Origin of the sequence: Glacieibacterium frigidum, assembly GCF_007097155.1 — a bacterium.
Lineage (GTDB): Bacteria > Pseudomonadota > Alphaproteobacteria > Sphingomonadales > Sphingomonadaceae > Glacieibacterium > Glacieibacterium frigidum.
The window spans coordinates 451,453-467,323 of record NZ_VJWA01000001.1; the positions used below are offsets into that span (position 1 = coordinate 451,453).

18 protein-coding genes are annotated in these 15,871 nt (G+C 68.6%); 5 read left to right on the top strand and 13 right to left on the bottom strand.

Annotated elements, in window-relative coordinates; genetic code table 11:
• Positions 1–13 precede the first annotated feature (13 nt).
• Genes FMM06_RS02145 through FMM06_RS02165 form a run of 5 tightly spaced genes read left to right on the top strand, consistent with a single transcriptional unit; the run spans position 14 to position 2,491 of the window.
• The gene (locus tag FMM06_RS02145) at positions 14–646 is read left to right on the top strand and encodes a glutathione S-transferase family protein (RefSeq protein ID WP_143554575.1); all 633 of its coding nucleotides are present in this window, start codon (positions 14–16) and stop codon (positions 644–646) included.
• Positions 643–1,110 carry a (2Fe-2S)-binding protein gene (locus FMM06_RS02150; RefSeq protein WP_143554576.1) on the top strand — a complete coding sequence of 156 codons (468 nt, stop codon included), beginning with the start codon at positions 643–645 and terminating at the stop codon, positions 1,108–1,110. The genes FMM06_RS02145 and FMM06_RS02150 overlap by 4 nt, the downstream gene beginning before the upstream one ends.
• Positions 1,103–1,903, top strand: coding sequence for an FAD binding domain-containing protein (locus tag FMM06_RS02155; RefSeq protein ID WP_143554577.1), 801 nt, complete (start codon positions 1,103–1,105; stop codon positions 1,901–1,903). The genes FMM06_RS02150 and FMM06_RS02155 overlap by 8 nt, the downstream gene beginning before the upstream one ends.
• Complete coding sequence (locus tag FMM06_RS02160) at positions 1,896–2,144, top strand: hypothetical protein (protein WP_143554578.1); 249 nt, start codon at positions 1,896–1,898, stop codon at positions 2,142–2,144. The genes FMM06_RS02155 and FMM06_RS02160 overlap by 8 nt, the downstream gene beginning before the upstream one ends.
• On the top strand, positions 2,141–2,491 hold the full coding sequence (locus FMM06_RS02165; RefSeq protein ID WP_143554579.1) for a hypothetical protein: 351 nt from the start codon (positions 2,141–2,143) through the stop codon (positions 2,489–2,491). Before FMM06_RS02160 ends, FMM06_RS02165 begins: the two co-directional genes overlap by 4 nt.
• A gap of 3 nt (positions 2,492–2,494) precedes the next feature.
• Here the strand turns inward: FMM06_RS02165 and FMM06_RS02170 are convergent, their stop codons facing one another.
• From FMM06_RS02170 to FMM06_RS02230, 13 genes are all read right to left on the bottom strand, one after another.
• A complete protein-coding gene (locus FMM06_RS02170) occupies positions 2,495–2,818 on the bottom strand; it encodes a hypothetical protein (RefSeq protein WP_143554580.1) in 324 nt (107 codons plus the stop codon).
• Positions 2,819–2,856: 38 nt separating this feature from the next.
• The gene (locus FMM06_RS02175) at positions 2,857–3,984 is read right to left on the bottom strand and encodes a GNAT family N-acetyltransferase (protein WP_143554581.1); all 1,128 of its coding nucleotides are present in this window, start codon (positions 3,982–3,984) and stop codon (positions 2,857–2,859) included.
• Entirely contained in the window at positions 3,977–4,435 is a 459-nt protein-coding gene (locus FMM06_RS02180; protein WP_143554582.1) for a RidA family protein, read from the bottom strand. Before FMM06_RS02180 ends, FMM06_RS02175 begins: the two co-directional genes overlap by 8 nt.
• A 1-nt stretch (position 4,436) precedes the next feature.
• Positions 4,437–5,042, bottom strand: coding sequence for an HAD family hydrolase (locus FMM06_RS02185; protein WP_143554583.1), 606 nt, complete (start codon positions 5,040–5,042; stop codon positions 4,437–4,439).
• Positions 5,039–5,311 (bottom strand): DUF3572 family protein, encoded by a 273-nt coding sequence (locus tag FMM06_RS02190; protein ID WP_235889021.1) that lies wholly within the window; start codon positions 5,309–5,311, stop codon positions 5,039–5,041. The genes FMM06_RS02185 and FMM06_RS02190 overlap by 4 nt, the downstream gene beginning before the upstream one ends.
• Positions 5,312–5,362: 51 nt before the next feature.
• Positions 5,363–5,536: a 50S ribosomal protein L33 gene (gene rpmG, locus FMM06_RS02195; RefSeq protein ID WP_143554584.1), complete on the bottom strand. Its 174-nt coding sequence runs from the start codon at positions 5,534–5,536 to the stop codon at positions 5,363–5,365.
• An 83-nt stretch (positions 5,537–5,619) separates the two neighbouring features.
• Positions 5,620–7,818: a ribonuclease R family protein gene (locus FMM06_RS02200; RefSeq protein ID WP_143554585.1), complete on the bottom strand. Its 2,199-nt coding sequence runs from the start codon at positions 7,816–7,818 to the stop codon at positions 5,620–5,622.
• 39 nt (positions 7,819–7,857) lie between these two features.
• On the bottom strand, positions 7,858–8,265 hold the full coding sequence (locus FMM06_RS02205; protein WP_143554586.1) for a DUF3597 family protein: 408 nt from the start codon (positions 8,263–8,265) through the stop codon (positions 7,858–7,860).
• A 118-nt stretch (positions 8,266–8,383) separates the two neighbouring features.
• Positions 8,384–9,073, bottom strand: coding sequence for an Npun_F0296 family exosortase-dependent surface protein (locus tag FMM06_RS02210; RefSeq protein WP_143554587.1), 690 nt, complete (start codon positions 9,071–9,073; stop codon positions 8,384–8,386).
• 241 nt (positions 9,074–9,314) lie between these two features.
• Positions 9,315–9,992 carry an Npun_F0296 family exosortase-dependent surface protein gene (locus FMM06_RS02215; protein WP_143554588.1) on the bottom strand — a complete coding sequence of 226 codons (678 nt, stop codon included), beginning with the start codon at positions 9,990–9,992 and terminating at the stop codon, positions 9,315–9,317.
• A gap of 144 nt (positions 9,993–10,136) precedes the next feature.
• Entirely contained in the window at positions 10,137–12,740 is a 2,604-nt protein-coding gene (topA, locus tag FMM06_RS02220; RefSeq protein WP_143554589.1) for a type I DNA topoisomerase, read from the bottom strand.
• Between the two features lie 98 nt (positions 12,741–12,838).
• Entirely contained in the window at positions 12,839–13,234 is a 396-nt protein-coding gene (locus FMM06_RS02225) for a hypothetical protein (RefSeq protein ID WP_143554590.1), read from the bottom strand.
• Positions 13,235–13,242: 8 nt separating this feature from the next.
• Positions 13,243–15,723 (bottom strand): Rne/Rng family ribonuclease, encoded by a 2,481-nt coding sequence (locus tag FMM06_RS02230; protein ID WP_143554591.1) that lies wholly within the window; start codon positions 15,721–15,723, stop codon positions 13,243–13,245.
• Positions 15,724–15,871: the final 148 nt, after the last annotated feature.

The window sequence follows — 15,871 nt, forward strand, 5'->3', positions numbered from 1 at the left end:
GGGGGACACGACGATGCACCTGTACGGCGCGAAACTTTCGCCATTCGTGATGCGGCCGGTGCTCGCGGCGCGCGCCAAGGGGCATGAGCTGGAACCCGAGCCGTTCGAAGGTGGCATCAAGTCGCCCGAATATCTGGCGCTGTCGCCGATCGGCAAGATGCCGCTGCTCGTCGACGACGACGGCTTCGCGCTGCCCGAAAGCCAGGCGATCACCGACTATCTCGACCGCAAGCTCAGCGGCCCCAGTCTCGCACCGAGCGAGCCGCAGGCCGCGGCGCGGTGCCGGCTGATCGTGCGCATCGCCGACATCTACGTCGTCCCGCACCTGCGCGGCCTGTTCGGCGGGCGCGATCATCCCGACGGCATCGCGCCTGCCAAGGCTGGCACCGCCGAGGGACTGGGGTTCATCGAGCATTTCCGGAAGGACGACGATGTCTTCGTCGTCGGCGACGCCTTTTCGGTCGCCGATGCCGCGCTGATCCCGCTGTTCTTCTTCTACGACGCGCTCGACCGGGCGATGCAGACCGGTGCGCTGATCGCCGACCGGCCCGGCCTTGCGGCCTGGTGGGAACGCGCCAGGGCGAGCGAGCTGGGCTCGCGCTGCATCGCCGAACAGGCGGCTGGATTGAAGGCGATGCGCTCATGACCGGACTGACCATCAACGGCATCGCGCATAGCGCCGACGTGCCCTCGGCGACCCTGCTCGTCGAATATCTGCGCGACCACCTCGGCCTTACCGGCACGCATATCGGGTGCGAGACCAGCCAGTGCGGCGCGTGCAACGTGCTGATCGACGGCGTGCCGGTGAAGGCGTGCACCGCGCTCGTCGCGACGCTCGACGGTGCGGCGGTGACGACGGTCGAGGGGCTGGCCGCGGGTGAAACGCTCCACCCGATGCAGGCGGCGTTCCGCGAGCATCACGCGCTGCAGTGCGGCTTCTGCACGCCCGGCATGGTGATCGCGGGTATCGGCATCGCGCAGCGCCATGGCGCGGACGTGACGCCGGGGGTGATCGCGCACGAGCTCGAGGGCAATCTGTGCCGCTGCACCGGGTACATCAACATCGTCGCGGCGATCGCGGCGGGCGCAAAGGCGATGCACGATGCGTGATTTCGATCTCGTTCGTCCGGCGTCGGTCGCCGAAGCGGCAGCGGCCTTCGCGGCGAGCGGCGACGCGGCGTACCTCGCGGGCGGCCATACGCTGATCCCGGCGATGAAGGCCCGGCTGCGCGCGCCCGAGACCCTGGTCGACCTGTCGCGCCTGCCGGGTCTGACCGGCGTGACGCGCGACGGCGACCGGTTGTGGGTCGGCGCGCTGACCACCCACGCGGCGGTGGCGGAGGACGCGACCGTCGAGGCGGCGATCCCCGGTCTGTCGGCGCTGGCGCTGCTGATCGGCGACCCGCAGGTCCGCGCCAAGGGCACGCTGGGCGGCGTCATCGCCAACAACGACCCCGCCGCCGACTATCCCGCAGCGTGCCTCGCGCTCGACGCGACGATCGTCACCGACCGTGCCGAGTACGGCGCCGGCGATTTCTTCCAGGGCATGTTCGCAACCGCGCTGAGCGACGGCGAGATCGTCACCCGCGTCGGCTTCCGCGTGCCCACGGCGAGTGCCTACGCCAAGTTCCGCCACCCCGCATCGCGCTACGCGGTCGCTGCGGTGTACGTCGCGCGCTTCACCGACGGCGTGCGGGTCGCGGTAACCGGTGCCGGCCCGGGCGCCTTCCGCTGGACCGAGGCCGAGGCGGCGCTCACCGCCAGCTTCGACGCAGGCGCAGTCGCAGGCCTGACCCTCGAAGACGGCGATCTCAGCAGCGACATCCACTGCTCGGCCGAGTATCGCGCGCATTTGTGCGGCGTGATGTTGGCGCAGGCGGTTGAAGGTTCGATCAATGGATGACCAAGGCCTTGAATATGATGCTGAGAAAATCGCAGAACCTGTCACCAAGGGGCAGCTTTGGTCTATTTTACTGAAAGTAGATTTGCTTGCGCACGCAGCCCGAACGCTAGCAATCGCAGTTAGTATCGGAAACAAGGACTATATTAAAGAGATGACGGAGCGGTATGACCGAATAGACAAAGAATTCGAGGTAGAGCGCGATGCTCTCGTTGTTAAAGGTCGGACTGGTGAATTTTCGTGAGCCGGACGTTTAATCGTAACGTTGTCGACTTTGAAAAGGCCCGGGCTGACAAGAGGCTGACCGACGCGGTCTTGAATTCCGACGGGGGCGGTGGCACCTATGACGGTATGGAGAGGCGCGTCACCCATTTGGAAACGAGCTTAGAGTTTATCAAGCGCGACGTAGGTGAGCTACGTGTCGATGTTTCTGGTTTAAAGGTTGATCTTGCACGCCTTGATGAACGCGTCAAAAATCTTCCGGGCAAAGGATTTATCGTTTCGGCATCCATAACCATCATCGGACTAATCACCGCGATGATCGTGCTCAGCGATCAGATCAAGACCGCGCTGGGCCTTGCCGCCAGCTAGGCCTCAACGCCGCCGCTGCCGCTCCCGCCCGTAGTCGCTGTGTTCGAAGGAGAATGCCGCGAAGCCCTTGTCGCCCAGCGGCATCTCCGCCGTGCCGAACACGCCGCGCGCCCCGCCGGTGCCGACGAACGCGCCGACCTCGCCATGGACGCGGCGGTCGCGGCGGACCTCGGTCTCGTCGAACAGCGAGCGGTCGAACAGCGGGTCGACGGCGGGGGCCTTGGAGGCCTTGGCGATCTCGTCGGGCGTCAGGCGGTAGACGGTGCCGGGCTGCGCGGCGCAGGGGGCAGCGGCGAGGATCAGCAGGATCGGCCAGTAGCGTCGCATCGTCGTTCTCCGGCCCCGCGGGCGACGATAGCCGCGCCTCAGCCTTTGCGGAAGGGGCCGTGCTCGTCGAGCGCCTCGATATGCTCGACGACCGCCTCGCGCTCGGCCTGGAGGAAGTTGCCGACGGCGCGGCGGAAACCCGGATCGGGGATGAAGTGTGCGCTGTAGGTCGGCGTCGGGCGGTAGCCGCGCGCCAGCTTGTGCGACCCTTGCGCGCCCGCCTCGACCCGCGCGCGGCCGTTCGCGATCGCCCAGTCGATTGCGCGGTAGTAGCAGAGTTCGAAGTGTAGGAAGGGCACGTCCTCGCGGCAGCCCCAGTAGCGGCCGTACAGGCAGTCGTCGCCGATCAGGTTAAGGGCACCCGCGACCGCGCGGCTGCCGCGCCTGGCCAGCCCCAGCAGCACGCGGTCGCCCATCGTCGCCCCGAGTCGGCTGAAGAAGTCACGCGTCAGGTAGGGCTGGCCCCATTTGCGCGCGCCGGTGTCCTGATAGAACTCCCAGAAATCGTCCCAGTGTGCCTCGGTGATCTGGTCGCCGGTCAGCATCTCGATCTCGATGCCCGGCTGCATCACGCGCTCTTTCCGGATCTGCTTGCGCTTGCGGCTGCTCAGGTCGGCGAGGAAGTCATCGAAACTCGCATAGCCGTCGTTGACCCAGTGAAACTGCTGGTCGACGCGCACCAGCCAGTCGGCGGCCTCGAACGCCGCCACCTGCTCCGGCTCGATGAATGTCGCATGCGCCGACGACAGGCCGTTCTGGACGGTCAGCGCCTCCGCCGCGCCGAGCAATGCGGGGGCGAGGGCGGGGTCACGCAGCAGCAGCCGCGCGCCGGTCGCGGGGGTGAAGGGCACGCACGACTGGAGCTTGGGGTAATAGCGCCCACCGGCGCGCCGCCACGCGTCCGCCCAGCTATGATCGAAGACATATTCGCCCTGGCTGTGCGACTTGAGATACGCAGGCAGGATCGCCGCCGCCTTGCTGTCCGCGCCGTCGACGACGAGGTGCACCGGCTGCCAGCCGGTCGCGGGCACCGCGCTCTCGGACTCCTCGAGCGCGACGAAGAATGCGTGCTGCAGGAAAGGGTTGCCGGGTCCGGCGCAGGCGTTCCACTCGGCCGCCGGTAGATCGCGTGCACGCCGAAGGATGCGCGCGACCGTCTCAGGCATCGACGGCGATGATCGCGTCGATCTCGACCGCCACGCCGAGCGGCAGCGCCGCCACGCCGACCGCACTGCGCGCATGACGTCCACGCTCCCCGAACACCTCGACCATCAGGTCCGACGCGCCGTTGGCGACCTTGGGCTGGTCGGTGAAATTGGGCGTCGACGCGACGAAGACGCCCAGCTTGACGACCCGGCGCACCTTGTCGAGGTCGCCCAGCACCGCGTTCATCTGCGCGAGCAGCCCGATGCCGCAGCGGCGCGCGGCCGCCGCGCCTTCCTTCATCGTCATGTCCTCGCCCAGCCGCCCGCGGATCAGGTCGCCATTCTCGTCGAACGGGATCTGGCCCGAGATGTGGAGCAGCCCGGCGTGGACGACGCCCGGCACGTAGTTGGCAGCCGGTGCGGCGGCGTGCGGCAGGACGATACCCAGCTGGCCCAGGCGTTCGGCGATCATCTCAGCCCTCCATGAAGTTCAGGATATGCGGCAGCGCGGTGTCCCAGTCGTCGATCCGCGCGTCGGCGTCGTTCGCCTGCGGGATCAGGTCGCGCAGCCGCGGGTCGGCCACCATGTGCAGGCGATGCACCTCGGGGACGTGCTTGCGGACCGATGAGTGATGGTGCGGCAGGTCGTCGACGAAAACGCTGCGCGTCGCCATGAAGCTCTCGACCAGCGCCGCGACCGGCACGCCCTTCGGTCCCGAGTTGCCGATGACGCGGTACGGCATGCCGAGGCGCGCCAGCTCGCTTGTCCGGACAGCTGCGTGATGGTCGGCGATATTGGTCAGGATGACGATGTCCGCGACCTCGGCGATGCGCGCCAAGGCGTTGGCCGCGCCGGAGGCAGGGGTCTGGGTCGTCATGTGCGTGTCGAAGAAACCGTTGAGCAGCGGCATGAAGTCGGCCTGCTCGACCGTGCTGCCGTCGGCGCGGCGGATGTTGCCGCTCAGCGCGAAGGTATCGAGGCCGAGGCTCAGCTCGTGCGTGTCGCGCAGGTAGTCCTGGAACGGCCCGACGAAGTGCAGCAGCACCTCGTCGCAGTCGCAGATCAGCAGCGGCCTCATGTGTCGAGCCGCATCGCGGCATCGGCAAGACGCTGCGGCGGCACGTCGAGCGCCTCGGCGACCTCGATCAGGCTGGGCTCGTGTGCGGTCAGAAAGTTGAGGACGGCGGCCAGCACCGCCGGCTCGCCCGCTCGCGCGCGCAGCGAGGCCGCGTCCATGCCGGTCATCTCGAGCAGGCGAGGCCCGAGGTCGTAGTCGCCCGCGATATGCGCGAGTGCGCGAAGCGCCAGCGTCGCGTCGTCTTCGGCAGGGCGGCGCTCGCGGATCACGCGGCTGGACTTAGCGGATCGGCGCGCCCGGACAAGCGCACAAAACGCCGCTTACTTGATCTTGGCTTCCTTGAACTCGACATGCTTGCGCACGACGGGGTCATACTTGCGGAAGCTCAGCTTTTCCGTGGTGTTCGGCGAGCGCGGGTTCTTCTTGGTGACGTAGTAGAACCCCGTGTCGGCGGTCGACACGAGCTTGATCTTGAGGGTAGTCGGCTTGGCCATGTCACAGTCCTGTTGAGCGCAGCAGGCAGGGCCAGGCGCAAACGAAGCGCGCTAGTGGCTGGCAGGGGGGCAAAAGTCAAGGCTCACCGCCCCCGGCGCACGCCCCTGGGCACCCGCGACTGTCCCGCCCGCCGCCCGGTGCGCACGCGGTCCTGCCGGGGGCGGGTCGCGCCTTCGCCCAAGGGGAGTTCGAAGCGCAGGGCCCCGGTGATCGGGTTGGCCTCGACGAGGCGCAGGTCGAGGCGCTGGCCGGGGACGAAGGCGGTGCCGGTCTCGATGCCCTCCAGCCGCTTGAGCCCCTCGTCGAAGACGAAGCGCTCGTCGCCCAGCGTCGATACCGGCACCAGCCCGTCGCCGCCGATCCCGTCGACCGTCGCGAAGAAGCCGAAGCGCGCGACGCCGGTGATGCGCGTGCCCAGCGTCTCGCCGACCTTGGTTGCGAGGTGCGCGGCGACATAGCGGTCGAGCGTGTCGCGCTCGGCCTCCATCGCGCGGCGCTCGGTCATCGAGATATGTTCGGCGGTGCGCGCCATCGTGCCCGCCGCGGCGTCGCTCAGCCCGCCGTCGCCCAGCTTGTAGGCGCGGACCAGCGCGCGGTGGACGACGAGATCGGCATAGCGGCGGATCGGCGAGGTGAAATGGCCGTAGCTCGCCAGCGCCAGCCCGAAATGCCCCTTGTTGTCGGGCGAGTAATAGGCCTGGGTCTGCGTGCGCAGCACCTGCTCGCTGATCTGCTGACTGTACTCGGTCGCTTTGGCGTCGTTTAGCAGCTTGTTGAAGGTGCGCGGCTGGATGACCTGGCCGAGCGCGAAGGGGATGCCGAAGGTCTCGAGATAGTCCTTCAGCGCAACCAGCTTCTCGCGGCCTGGCGCCTCGTGCACGCGGTACATGCAGGCGGTGCGCTTCGCCTCCAGCGCCAGCGCGGCGGCGACGTTCGCGGCGATCATGAAATCCTCGATGACGCGATGCGCATCGAGGCGCTCGCGGACCTCGATGGCGGCGATGCGGCCGGCTTCGTCGAGGCGGACGCGGCGTTCGGGCAGGTCGAGGTCGAGCGGGGAGCGCGCGTCGCGGGCCTTCGACAGGGCGCCCCAGGCGCCCCAGAGGTGGCGAAGGACATCGAGCTCTGCGCCCGCGCTACTGTCGATCGCCGCCTGCGCATCCTCATACGAGATATTGACCACACACCAGATCACCGCGCGCGAAAACCGGTGCGCGACCAGCTTCCCCTCGGGCGAGATCGTCAGATGGCACGCCAGCACGGCGCGGTCGGCGCCCTCGACCAATGAGCAGGCGTCCGCCGACAGCGCTTCGGGCAGCATCGGCACGACCCGGTCGGGAAAGTACACCGAGTTGCCCCGCTCGCGCGCCGAGCGGTCGAGGGGCGAGCCCTCGCGGACGTAGAAGGACACGTCGGCGATCGCCACGACCGCATCCCAGCCGCCGTCGTCGCGGGGGGCCGCCCAGACCGCGTCGTCGTGGTCGCGCGCGTCGGCGGGGTCGATCGTCAGGATCGGCAGGTGCCGCAGGTCCTCGCGCTCGCCCAACGGCAGCGCGGCGGCGCGGTCGGCGTCGGCGATCGTCTCGGCGTTGAAGGCGTGTGGGATGCCCTTGGCGTGGATCGCGATCAGCGAGAAGCTGCGCGGCGCAAACGGGTCGCCCAGCACCTCGACGACACGTGCGTGCTGGCGCGGCGGGCGGCCCGAGGGTTCGGCGAGCACCAGGTCGCCGGGCTCGGCGTCGCCGCGGTCGAGGACGGCGAAGTCGATCCGCGCCTTCTTGTCGACGGGGACGAGACGGTAGCCCAGCGCTTCCTTGCGCAGGATGCCGAGGACGAACTCCTCGGACTTGGCGAGCGTCTTCATCGGGAAGGCGCGGTAGCCGCTGCCCTGTTCCTCGATACGCGCCAGCACCCGGTCGTTGACCCCGAGGGCGCTGCGGCTGCGGCCCTCGTTGACGCGGATGCGCGGCGGCGGGGTGCCGCGGTCCCACGCGTCGGGCACCGCGACGCACTCGCCGTCGCCGGCCTCGATGATCCGCAGGACGGTGACCCTGGGCAGGCCGCCGCCGCGGTGAACGGTGCGGCCGGGGCCGACCTCGAGTTCGCCCGCGTCGGCCATTTCCTTGAGCAGCGCCTTGAGCGCGATCTTGTCCTGCGCGTGCAGGCCGAACGCCTTGGCGATCTCGCGCTTGCCGACTGCGGTGGGGCTGTCGGCGACGAAGCGCAGCACGGCCTCGCGCGTCGGCAGGCCGGGGGGTGGAGGAGGGGGGCGGCGCGGCATCACATGCTCATGCGCGGCACGCGCCGCCCCGGCAAGTTCCTAGTCCTGCATGCTCGCGGGCACCTTGCCGCCGTTCGCCGCCAGCTTCGCCATCACCGCCTTGTGGAGCGCGATGTTCTGCTCGGCCGAACCGTGCTCACCGGCATGGACGCCCAGTTCCTCGGCCAGTTCGCGACGCGCGGCCATATCCGAGTCGAGGTCGAGCAGCTTGAGCAGGTCGACGATCGACGTCCGCCAGTTGCCGCCGCCGCCGGCTGCACCGCCCGCCATCTGGCTGAGCACCGCCTCGACATCGACCGGCGCAGCGCCTGCGGGAGCGGCTGCAACGGCGGGCTTGGCGACGGGGGCGACCCCGGGGGCTGCAGCCGGACGCGCGGCCGGAGCGGGGGCGGCAGCAGCGGGGCTGCGGCCCAGAATCTTGTCCATGATCTTGCCGAAAATGCTCATGCGTAACGCTCCTTGGTTGTCGCGCGCATTGAACGCCGCGGACATGACAAGAGACGCATCGCGTAACGAAAAAGGCCGCCCGGTAAGGGGCGGCCTTCGTCTCGTCGAGGTCGGTCGATCAGGCGGTGACGACGGGCATGCGACGACGCATGCCGAGGCCGACCAGGCCGAAGCCGGTGATCATCATCGCCCAGGCGGCGGGCTCGGGGACCGTCGCGCCGATCGTGATGTTGTCGAGCTCGAAGCCGCCGCCGCCGTTCTGCGACAGCACGACGCGGTTGAAGCCCTCGGTCACGTGGAAGTTGAAGAAGGCGTACTTCTCGCCGCCGTTGGCACCGGCAAAGGGGCCGCTCGGGTTGCCGCTATAGGCGCCCGACAGCGGAAAGGCGGTCAGGTTGGTGCTGCTGAGCAGCGTCGTGCCGTTGTAGAAGCTGACGGTGTTGTTGGCATCGAGCGCCGATGCCCAGACGCCGAAATAGTCGAGCGGCGTTCCGGTGAAGCTGATCTCCAGGTCGCCGGTCTCGCGGACCGCGACACCGTTACCGACGCCGTCGGCGCCGGTGTACTGGTCGGCGGCGAGGATCTGCGTCGAGGTAAAGATACCCGTCACGCCGATCGCGGCGAAGCTGGTGTTGACGGGCACGACGCTGCCGCCCGTCGGCTGGGCGTCGAAATCCTCGACGGCGCTGACGGCGAGGTCGCGCGTCGTCGACACCAGGCCGGGCGCCTCGACGGTGACGATGGTGACGGCCTGTGCGGCAGTCGCGCCGAACAGCGCGGCGGCGAGGGCCAGGGACTTGAAGGTCATCGAAAATTCTCCAGACTTAACAACTCGAAACCGAGTGCTGCCGGATCTGCAAAACCCGTGCCAAACGGGTTAACGTCGCTAATTGCTTGAATTCTATAGAGACGACTTCGTAACGAAGGTTAACAGTGTAAGAATATCCGACACGGCAGCGAAATGATGCGGCGGCTTATGGAACGGCTGGTTCGCGCAACGAAAAGGCCGCCCGGTGAGGGGCGGCCTTCAAGTCGTTCGAAACAGGCGATCAGGCGGCGGCGACAGAGCGGCGGCGCATGCCGAGGCCAACGAGCGCAAAGCCGGCGATCATCATCGCCCAACTGGCGGGCTCGGGCACCGCGGCGAGGGTGCCGACGGTGACGTTGTCGAGCTCGAATCCGCCACCGAGATTCTGGATCAGGTGAACCTCATCATAGCCGCCGGCCACGACGAAATTGAAGAAGGCATATTTCTCGCCGATGTCCTGCCCGTTGTAGGGCGGGTTCGGGTTGCCGTCGTAGCTGTCGTCGAGTGCCACCATGACGAGGCTGATCGTGTCGATCAGCGCGCCGTTCTTGTAGAAGGCGACCGTGTTGCCACCGTCGAGCGCCGACGCCCAGAGCCCGAAATAGTCGGTCGCGGGGCCGCTCAGAGTCAGGATCTGCTCGCCCTGGACGGTCTCGTACCTGCCGGTACCGCCAGCGCCGCCATAGGCGTCCGCGCCCGTGCTCAGCACCCCGTTGAACGACCCCGTCCAGGGGCTGCCGCCGAAGGTCGAGACATAGGGAAAGGTATAGCCACTCAGGCTGTCGAAATTCTCGACCCCCGACGTCGTGGCGAGCGTGGTGTTCTGGACACCGGCGGCCTCGACGGTGACGGTGGTAAGGGCGCTGGCCGAGCCGGCGAGCAGGGCGGCCGCGAGCGCGGCGCCGACGATTTTGGTCATAATCAAAGCAAGCTACTCCTGGATACGATGGGGGTAGCCATGCATGGCCTATGCCAGACAGGTTAACGCGCCGCTACAGTGGAGAGGCGCCAAACGCCGTCGATAGAGTGTAAGGCCAGCCGACGGTTTTTGGTTAACCTTCGTTTAGGTCGAGGATTTAGCCGGCTTTTTCGCGGCCTTTGGCGGCGCCTTCTTCTTCGCCGCAGGCTTGGCGGCGGCCGCCTTCTTCTTCGGCGCGGGCTTCTTCTTGCCCTTGGGCGGCATCGCGGCGCGCGCGTCGAGCAGGGCGACCGCCTCGTCGAGGGTCAGCGCCATGCCGTCCGAATCCTTCGGCACCGTGGCATTGGTGGTCCCGTCGGCAAGATACTGGCCGAAGCGCCCGGCGATCAGGCGGATCGGCGCGCCGCTCACCGGGTGCGGACCGAACTCGCGCAGCGGCGCGGGCGTGTTGCGCGCCCGCGGGCCGGCGGCGAGCGCCTCCGCCAGCTTGACCACGGCGGCGTTCATGCCCGTCTCGAACACGTCCGCGGTCGAGGTCAGGCGCGCATACTTGCCGTTGTGCTGGAGGTAGGGGCCGTAGCGGCCGATGCTCGCGACGATCTTTTCGCCGGTCTCGGGGTGGATGCCGACTTCACGCGGCAGCGCGAGGAGGCGCAGCGCCATGTCGAGGTCGTCGGGGCCGGCGACCGTCACGTCCTTGGGGATCGAGGCGCGGGGTGGCTTGGGCGCGTCCTTGGGTCCGTCGTCACCGAGCTGGACGTAGACGCCGAAGCGGCCCGACCGCAATGACACCGGTTCCCCCGACACGGGATCGGTGCCGAGCAGCAGCGGCGCACCGCCGTTGACGCTCGCCTCCGACGGGTCGCCCGCGAACTGGCGGGTGTAGCGGCACTCGGGATAGTTCGAGCAGGCGATGAAAGCGCCGAACTTGCCGGTCTTCAGGCTCAGGCGGCCGGTCCCGCACGTCGTGCACAGACGCGGGTCGGTGCCGTCGTCCTTGGGCGGGAAGAGCAGGGGCGCCAGAAACTCGTCGAGCGCCACCGTCACGTCGGACGGGCGCATGTCGAGCATGTCCTTGGTGCGCGCCTCGAACTCGGTCCAGAAACGGCCGAGCACGGTCAGATAGTCGAGGTCGCCCGCGGATACCTCGTCGAGCTCGGTCTCGAGCTCGGCGGTGAAGTCGTAGCCGACATATTTCTCGAAGAAGCGTTCGAGGAAGGCAGTGACCAGCCGGCCCTTCTCCTCGGCGAAGAAGCGGTTCTTCTCGATGCGGACATAGCTGCGATCGCGCAGCGTCTGCAGGATCGAGGCATAGGTCGAGGGGCGACCAATGCCGAGCTCCTCGAGCTTCTTGACGAGCGTCGCTTCCGAAAAGCGCGGGGGTGGCTCGGTGAAATGCTGGTCGGCGGTCACGTCGTTGACCACCGGGGTCTCGCCCTGGGTCAAGCGGGGCAGGCGCTTGCCGTCGTCCTCGTCGCCGTCGGCCGGGGTCTCGTCGCGGCTCTCGTTATAGACCGCCATGAAGCCTTCGAAGACGACGACCTGACCCGAGGCGCGCAGGCCGGTGCGGCCGTCGTCGGACAGCAGGTCGACGCTGGTGCGCTCAAGCCGCGCCGACGCCATCTGGCTGGCGATCGTGCGCTTCCAGATCAGGTCGTACAGCTTCGCGGCGTCGGCCGAACCGGCGTGGCGCTTCGACGGCTCGGTCGGGCGGATCGCCTCGTGCGCTTCCTGCGCATTCTTGGCCTTCGTCGCGTAGTGGCGCGCCTTTTCGGGCAGCGCGTCGCGGCCGAACTCCTTGCCGATCACGTCGCGGATCACGGCGATCGATTCGGCGCCGATCTGCACGCCGTCGGTCCGCATGTAGGTGATGTGGCCCTCTTCATAGAGGCCCTGCGCGACGCGCATCGTGTGGCTGGCGGTGAAGCCCAGCTTGCGCGACGCTTCCTGCTGCAGCGTCGAGGTGGTGAACGGCGGGTAGGGGTTGCGCGTGACGGGCTTGGTCTCGACCGCCGACACGGTGAAGCGGCCGGCCTCGACCTCGGCGCGGGCACGGTGCGCGTCCTGCTCGTTGGTCAGGTCGAACTTGTCGAGCTTCTTGCCGTGGAACAGGCTGAGCCGCGCGGTGAAGGTCGCGCCGCTCGCGGCGGCGAACACCGCCTGCACCGTCCAATATTCGCGGGCGCGAAACGCCTCGATCTCGCGCTCGCGGTCGACGACGATGCGCAGCGCCACCGACTGGACGCGCCCCGCCGACTTGGCGCCGGGCAGCTTGCGCCACAGCACCGGCGACAGGGTGAAGCCGACCAGATAATCGAGCGCGCGCCGCGCCTTGTAGGCGTCGATCAGCGCGTCATCGAGCTCGCGCGGGTGCGCCATCGCGTCGAGCACGGTCGCCTTGGTGATCGCGTTGAAGGTGACGCGCGCCGTGCCGCCCTTGGGCACCGCCTTGCGACCCTTCAGCCATTCGAGCAGGTGCCACGCGATCGCCTCGCCCTCGCGGTCGGGGTCGGTCGCCAGGATGATCCGGTCGGCGCCCTTGCTGGCGTCGGCGATGGCCTTCAACTGCTTGGCCTTGTCGCCGTACAGCTCCCACTGCATCGCAAAGCCGTTCTCGGGATCGACCGAGCCGTCCTTGGGCGGCAGGTCGCGGATATGGCCGTAGCTGGCGAGCACCTTGAAGCCGGGGCCGAGGTATTTTTCGATGGTCTTCGCTTTGGCGGGCGATTCCACGATGACGACTTGCATCTAGGTCTCCGGGGTCGCCGCCGGGGTGGCGTCAGGCGGGGCGGCCCCTACGCGCATGATATGGGGCTTGGCAAGCGGGCAGGGCAAGCGGGGGGCAGTCAGGCGGGCCTAGACCCCTCGCGGCAGATGCGCATCCAGCGCGTTACGGATGGCGCAAACAACAGGTTCAGGCTGCCCAGCTGGAGCGCCAGCGCCGCCACGCCGACCGCGACCGCAACGTCGCGCGACCATGCCTCGGTGCCAATATTGAAGGCGGCAACGACGGCGAGCGCGACCAGTCCCGCGAACAGCCAGCGCGCCGTCCGGCTGCCCCGGCGCGTCACGAACAGTACCAGCGCGGCGGTGAGCAGCGGGATGAGCACGGTGAACGCGACGGCGAGCGGCACGCCGTCGACTGCGATGCGGCGCTCGAACAACAGGCTCAGGTGCAGCACGTCGAGGGTGACGCCGGCCAGCGCCACCCTCTCGAACCACACGGCCGCGGCCGGCCGCACGCGTTGGCCTACGCCCCGAAGGTGCGCGACCACCAGCCCTTGCGCGGCTCGCCGGCGGGAACCGGGGCTTCCTCGCCTGCGTCATTGGCCGGAGCCTCCGACGCTGCGTCGTTCGCCGGTGCTTCGGCGACGGGGGCCTTCGCGGCCGGCGGGGCAGGGGGTGCCTCGTCGGCAGCTGCGACCGGCTCGGCGGCGGGCTCGCCCGCCTTGCGACGAGGGGCACGCTTTCGCGGCGCCTTCACGGCCTCGACGGGCGCTTCCTCGACCGGGTCGGCGGCGGGCGGTGCGGGCGGGGGCGCGTCCTCGGCCACCGGCTCGACCGCTGCAGCAGCCTTGCGGCCACGGCGCGGACGCTTGGCGGGCACCTCGGGCTCGGGCGCCGGCTCGGGCTCGGTGACGAGCTCGAGTTCGGGCTCGGGTGTTGCCTCGACCGTCTCGGCCTCGGCCGTCACGGGCTCGTCGGCACGCTCGGCACCGCCCTCGCGACGGCGACCGCCGCGACGGCCGCGACGGCGGCGCTTGGTGGCGTCGGCATCGGTCTCGCCCACGGGCTCGGCCACGACCTCGATCGTGTCGTCCGCAACCGCTTCTCCGTCGGCGGACGCATCGCCCTCGATGGTCTCGACATCGGCAGGGGCCTCGTCACCGGCTGCACGGTCGCGACCGCCGCCACGACGACGGCGCCGCCCGCGGCCGCCACGCTCGCGGTCACCGCGCTCGCCCTCGGGACGGGGGGCACGCGCCTCGCGCGGCGTGTCGCCCTCCTCCTCGTCGTCCTCGTCGTCACCGGTGTCGGCGGCGACATACTCCTCCTCGTCGTCGACGACGCTGACCGGCGCGGGGATCGGCGCGAGGACGATCTGGCGCGTCGGTGCGGGGCCGCCGGCATCGATGACATAGTTCGGGCCCATCAGGCTCTCGTCGGGCACCGCCTCGATGCCGACGCCATAGCGCTCCTCGAGCTCGGCGAGTTCGGCGCGCTTGCGGTTGAGGATGTAGACCGCGACGTCGGGGCCGGCGCGCAGCGTGAACTCGCTGCAACGGCCCTTGATCGCCTCAGCCTCGAGATCGCGCAGCGCGGCGAGCGCGGCGCTAGCCACCGCGCGGACATAGCCCGAGCCGTCGCACATCGGGCAGACGTGGGTCGATGCTTCCAGAATGCCGGTACGCAGGCGCTGGCGGCTCATCTCCATCAGCCCGAACGAGCTGATGCGGCCCAGCTGGATGCGCGCGCGGTCGTGGCGCAGCGCGTCCTTCATGGCGCGCTCGACCCGGCGATTGTTGCCGTTGACCTCCATGTCGATGAAGTCGATCACGACGAGGCCGGCCATGTCGCGCAGGCGCAACTGGCGGCCGATTTCCTCGGCTGCCTCCATGTTGGTCTTGAACGCCGTCTCCTCGATGCCGTGCTCGCGCGTCGAGCGGCCGGAGTTGATGTCGATCGACACCAGCGCCTCGGTCGGGTTGATGACGAGGTAGCCGCCCGACTTCAGCTGGACAACAGGCTGGTACATCGCGGCAAGCTGCGCCTCGACGCCGAAGCGCTGGAACAGCGGCACCGCGTCGTCGTACTGCATGACCTTGGGCGCGTGCGTCGGCATCAGCATCGACATGAATCGATGCGCCGCCTCGAAGCCCTCGGGGCCGTCGACGAGGATCTGGTCGATATCCTTGTTGTACAGGTCGCGGACGGCGCGCTTGATGAGCCCCGAATCCTCATGGACGAGGCACGGCGCGGTCGATGCCAGCGTCGTCTCGCGGATCTCGTCCCACAGGCGCGTCAGATACTCGAAGTCGCGCTTGATGTCGGCCTTGCCGCGCTTTAGGCCCGCGGTGCGGACGATCGCGCCCATGCCGGCGGGCAGGCGCAGGTCGGCCATGATCGACTTCAGCCGGCGGCGGTCGGCCATGTTCGAAATCTTGCGGCTGATCCCGCCGCCGTGCGCGGTGTTGGGCATCAGCACGCAGTAGCGGCCGGCGAGGCTGAGATAGGTGGTCAGCGCAGCACCCTTGTTGCCGCGCTCCTCCTTGACGACCTGGATCAGCAGCACCTGGCGGCGGCGGATGACCTCCTGGATCTTGTAGCGGCGGCGCAGCGCCTGGCGCTGGCGGCGCAGCGAGTCGGTGTCATCGTGACCGCCGGTCGCGACGACCTCGTCCTCGCCCTCGTGCTCCTCGTCGTCGTGCGCTTCCTCGGCGTGCAGCTCCTGCTCTTCCTTGAGCAGCGCGTCGCGGTCTTCCTTGGGAATCTGGTAATAGTCGGGGTGGATTTCGCTGAAGGCGAGAAAGCCGTGGCGGTTGCCGCCATATTCGACGAACGCCGCCTGCAGCGACGGCTCGACGCGCGTGACCTTGGCGAGATAGATGTTGCCCTTGAGTTGCTTGCGGTCGGCGGCCTCGAAATCGAATTCTTCGATGCGTTGTCCGTTAACGACCGCAACCCGTGTCTCTTCCGGGTGGCGGGCGTCGATCAGCATGCGCTGTGACATTGATATGCTCCATGGCGCGGTGCCTTGCGGCGCGCGCGCGCGAATGTGGGTTGAGAGATGTAAAACGGCGAGGTGACGGCGACCGTCCAGCCGGACCGCATGCGGCCCCGGCTGAATGTGTACGCGTCGGCGTCATGCGACCCTAACC

What these genes read in the sequence shown, in the direction of transcription:
- FMM06_RS02145 (WP_143554575.1), top strand. Translation starts at nt 14, where the DNA reads ATGCACCTGTACGGCGCGAAACTTTCGCCATTCGTGATGCGGCCGGTG.
- FMM06_RS02150 (WP_143554576.1), top strand. Translation starts at nt 643, where the DNA reads ATGACCGGACTGACCATCAACGGCATCGCGCATAGCGCCGACGTGCCC.
- FMM06_RS02155 (WP_143554577.1), top strand. Translation starts at nt 1,103, where the DNA reads ATGCGTGATTTCGATCTCGTTCGTCCGGCGTCGGTCGCCGAAGCGGCA.
- FMM06_RS02160 (WP_143554578.1), top strand. Translation starts at nt 1,896, where the DNA reads ATGGATGACCAAGGCCTTGAATATGATGCTGAGAAAATCGCAGAACCT.
- FMM06_RS02170 (WP_143554580.1), bottom strand. Translation starts at nt 2,818, where the DNA reads ATGCGACGCTACTGGCCGATCCTGCTGATCCTCGCCGCTGCCCCCTGC.
- FMM06_RS02175 (WP_143554581.1), bottom strand. Translation starts at nt 3,984, where the DNA reads ATGCCTGAGACGGTCGCGCGCATCCTTCGGCGTGCACGCGATCTACCG.
- FMM06_RS02180 (WP_143554582.1), bottom strand. Translation starts at nt 4,435, where the DNA reads ATGATCGCCGAACGCCTGGGCCAGCTGGGTATCGTCCTGCCGCACGCC.
- FMM06_RS02185 (WP_143554583.1), bottom strand. Translation starts at nt 5,042, where the DNA reads ATGAGGCCGCTGCTGATCTGCGACTGCGACGAGGTGCTGCTGCACTTC.
- rpmG (WP_143554584.1), bottom strand. Translation starts at nt 5,536, where the DNA reads ATGGCCAAGCCGACTACCCTCAAGATCAAGCTCGTGTCGACCGCCGAC.
- FMM06_RS02200 (WP_143554585.1), bottom strand. Translation starts at nt 7,818, where the DNA reads ATGCCGCGCCGCCCCCCTCCTCCACCCCCCGGCCTGCCGACGCGCGAG.
- FMM06_RS02205 (WP_143554586.1), bottom strand. Translation starts at nt 8,265, where the DNA reads ATGAGCATTTTCGGCAAGATCATGGACAAGATTCTGGGCCGCAGCCCC.
- FMM06_RS02210 (WP_143554587.1), bottom strand. Translation starts at nt 9,073, where the DNA reads ATGACCTTCAAGTCCCTGGCCCTCGCCGCCGCGCTGTTCGGCGCGACT.
- FMM06_RS02215 (WP_143554588.1), bottom strand. Translation starts at nt 9,992, where the DNA reads ATGACCAAAATCGTCGGCGCCGCGCTCGCGGCCGCCCTGCTCGCCGGC.
- topA (WP_143554589.1), bottom strand. Translation starts at nt 12,740, where the DNA reads ATGCAAGTCGTCATCGTGGAATCGCCCGCCAAAGCGAAGACCATCGAA.
- FMM06_RS02230 (WP_143554591.1), bottom strand. Translation starts at nt 15,723, where the DNA reads ATGTCACAGCGCATGCTGATCGACGCCCGCCACCCGGAAGAGACACGG.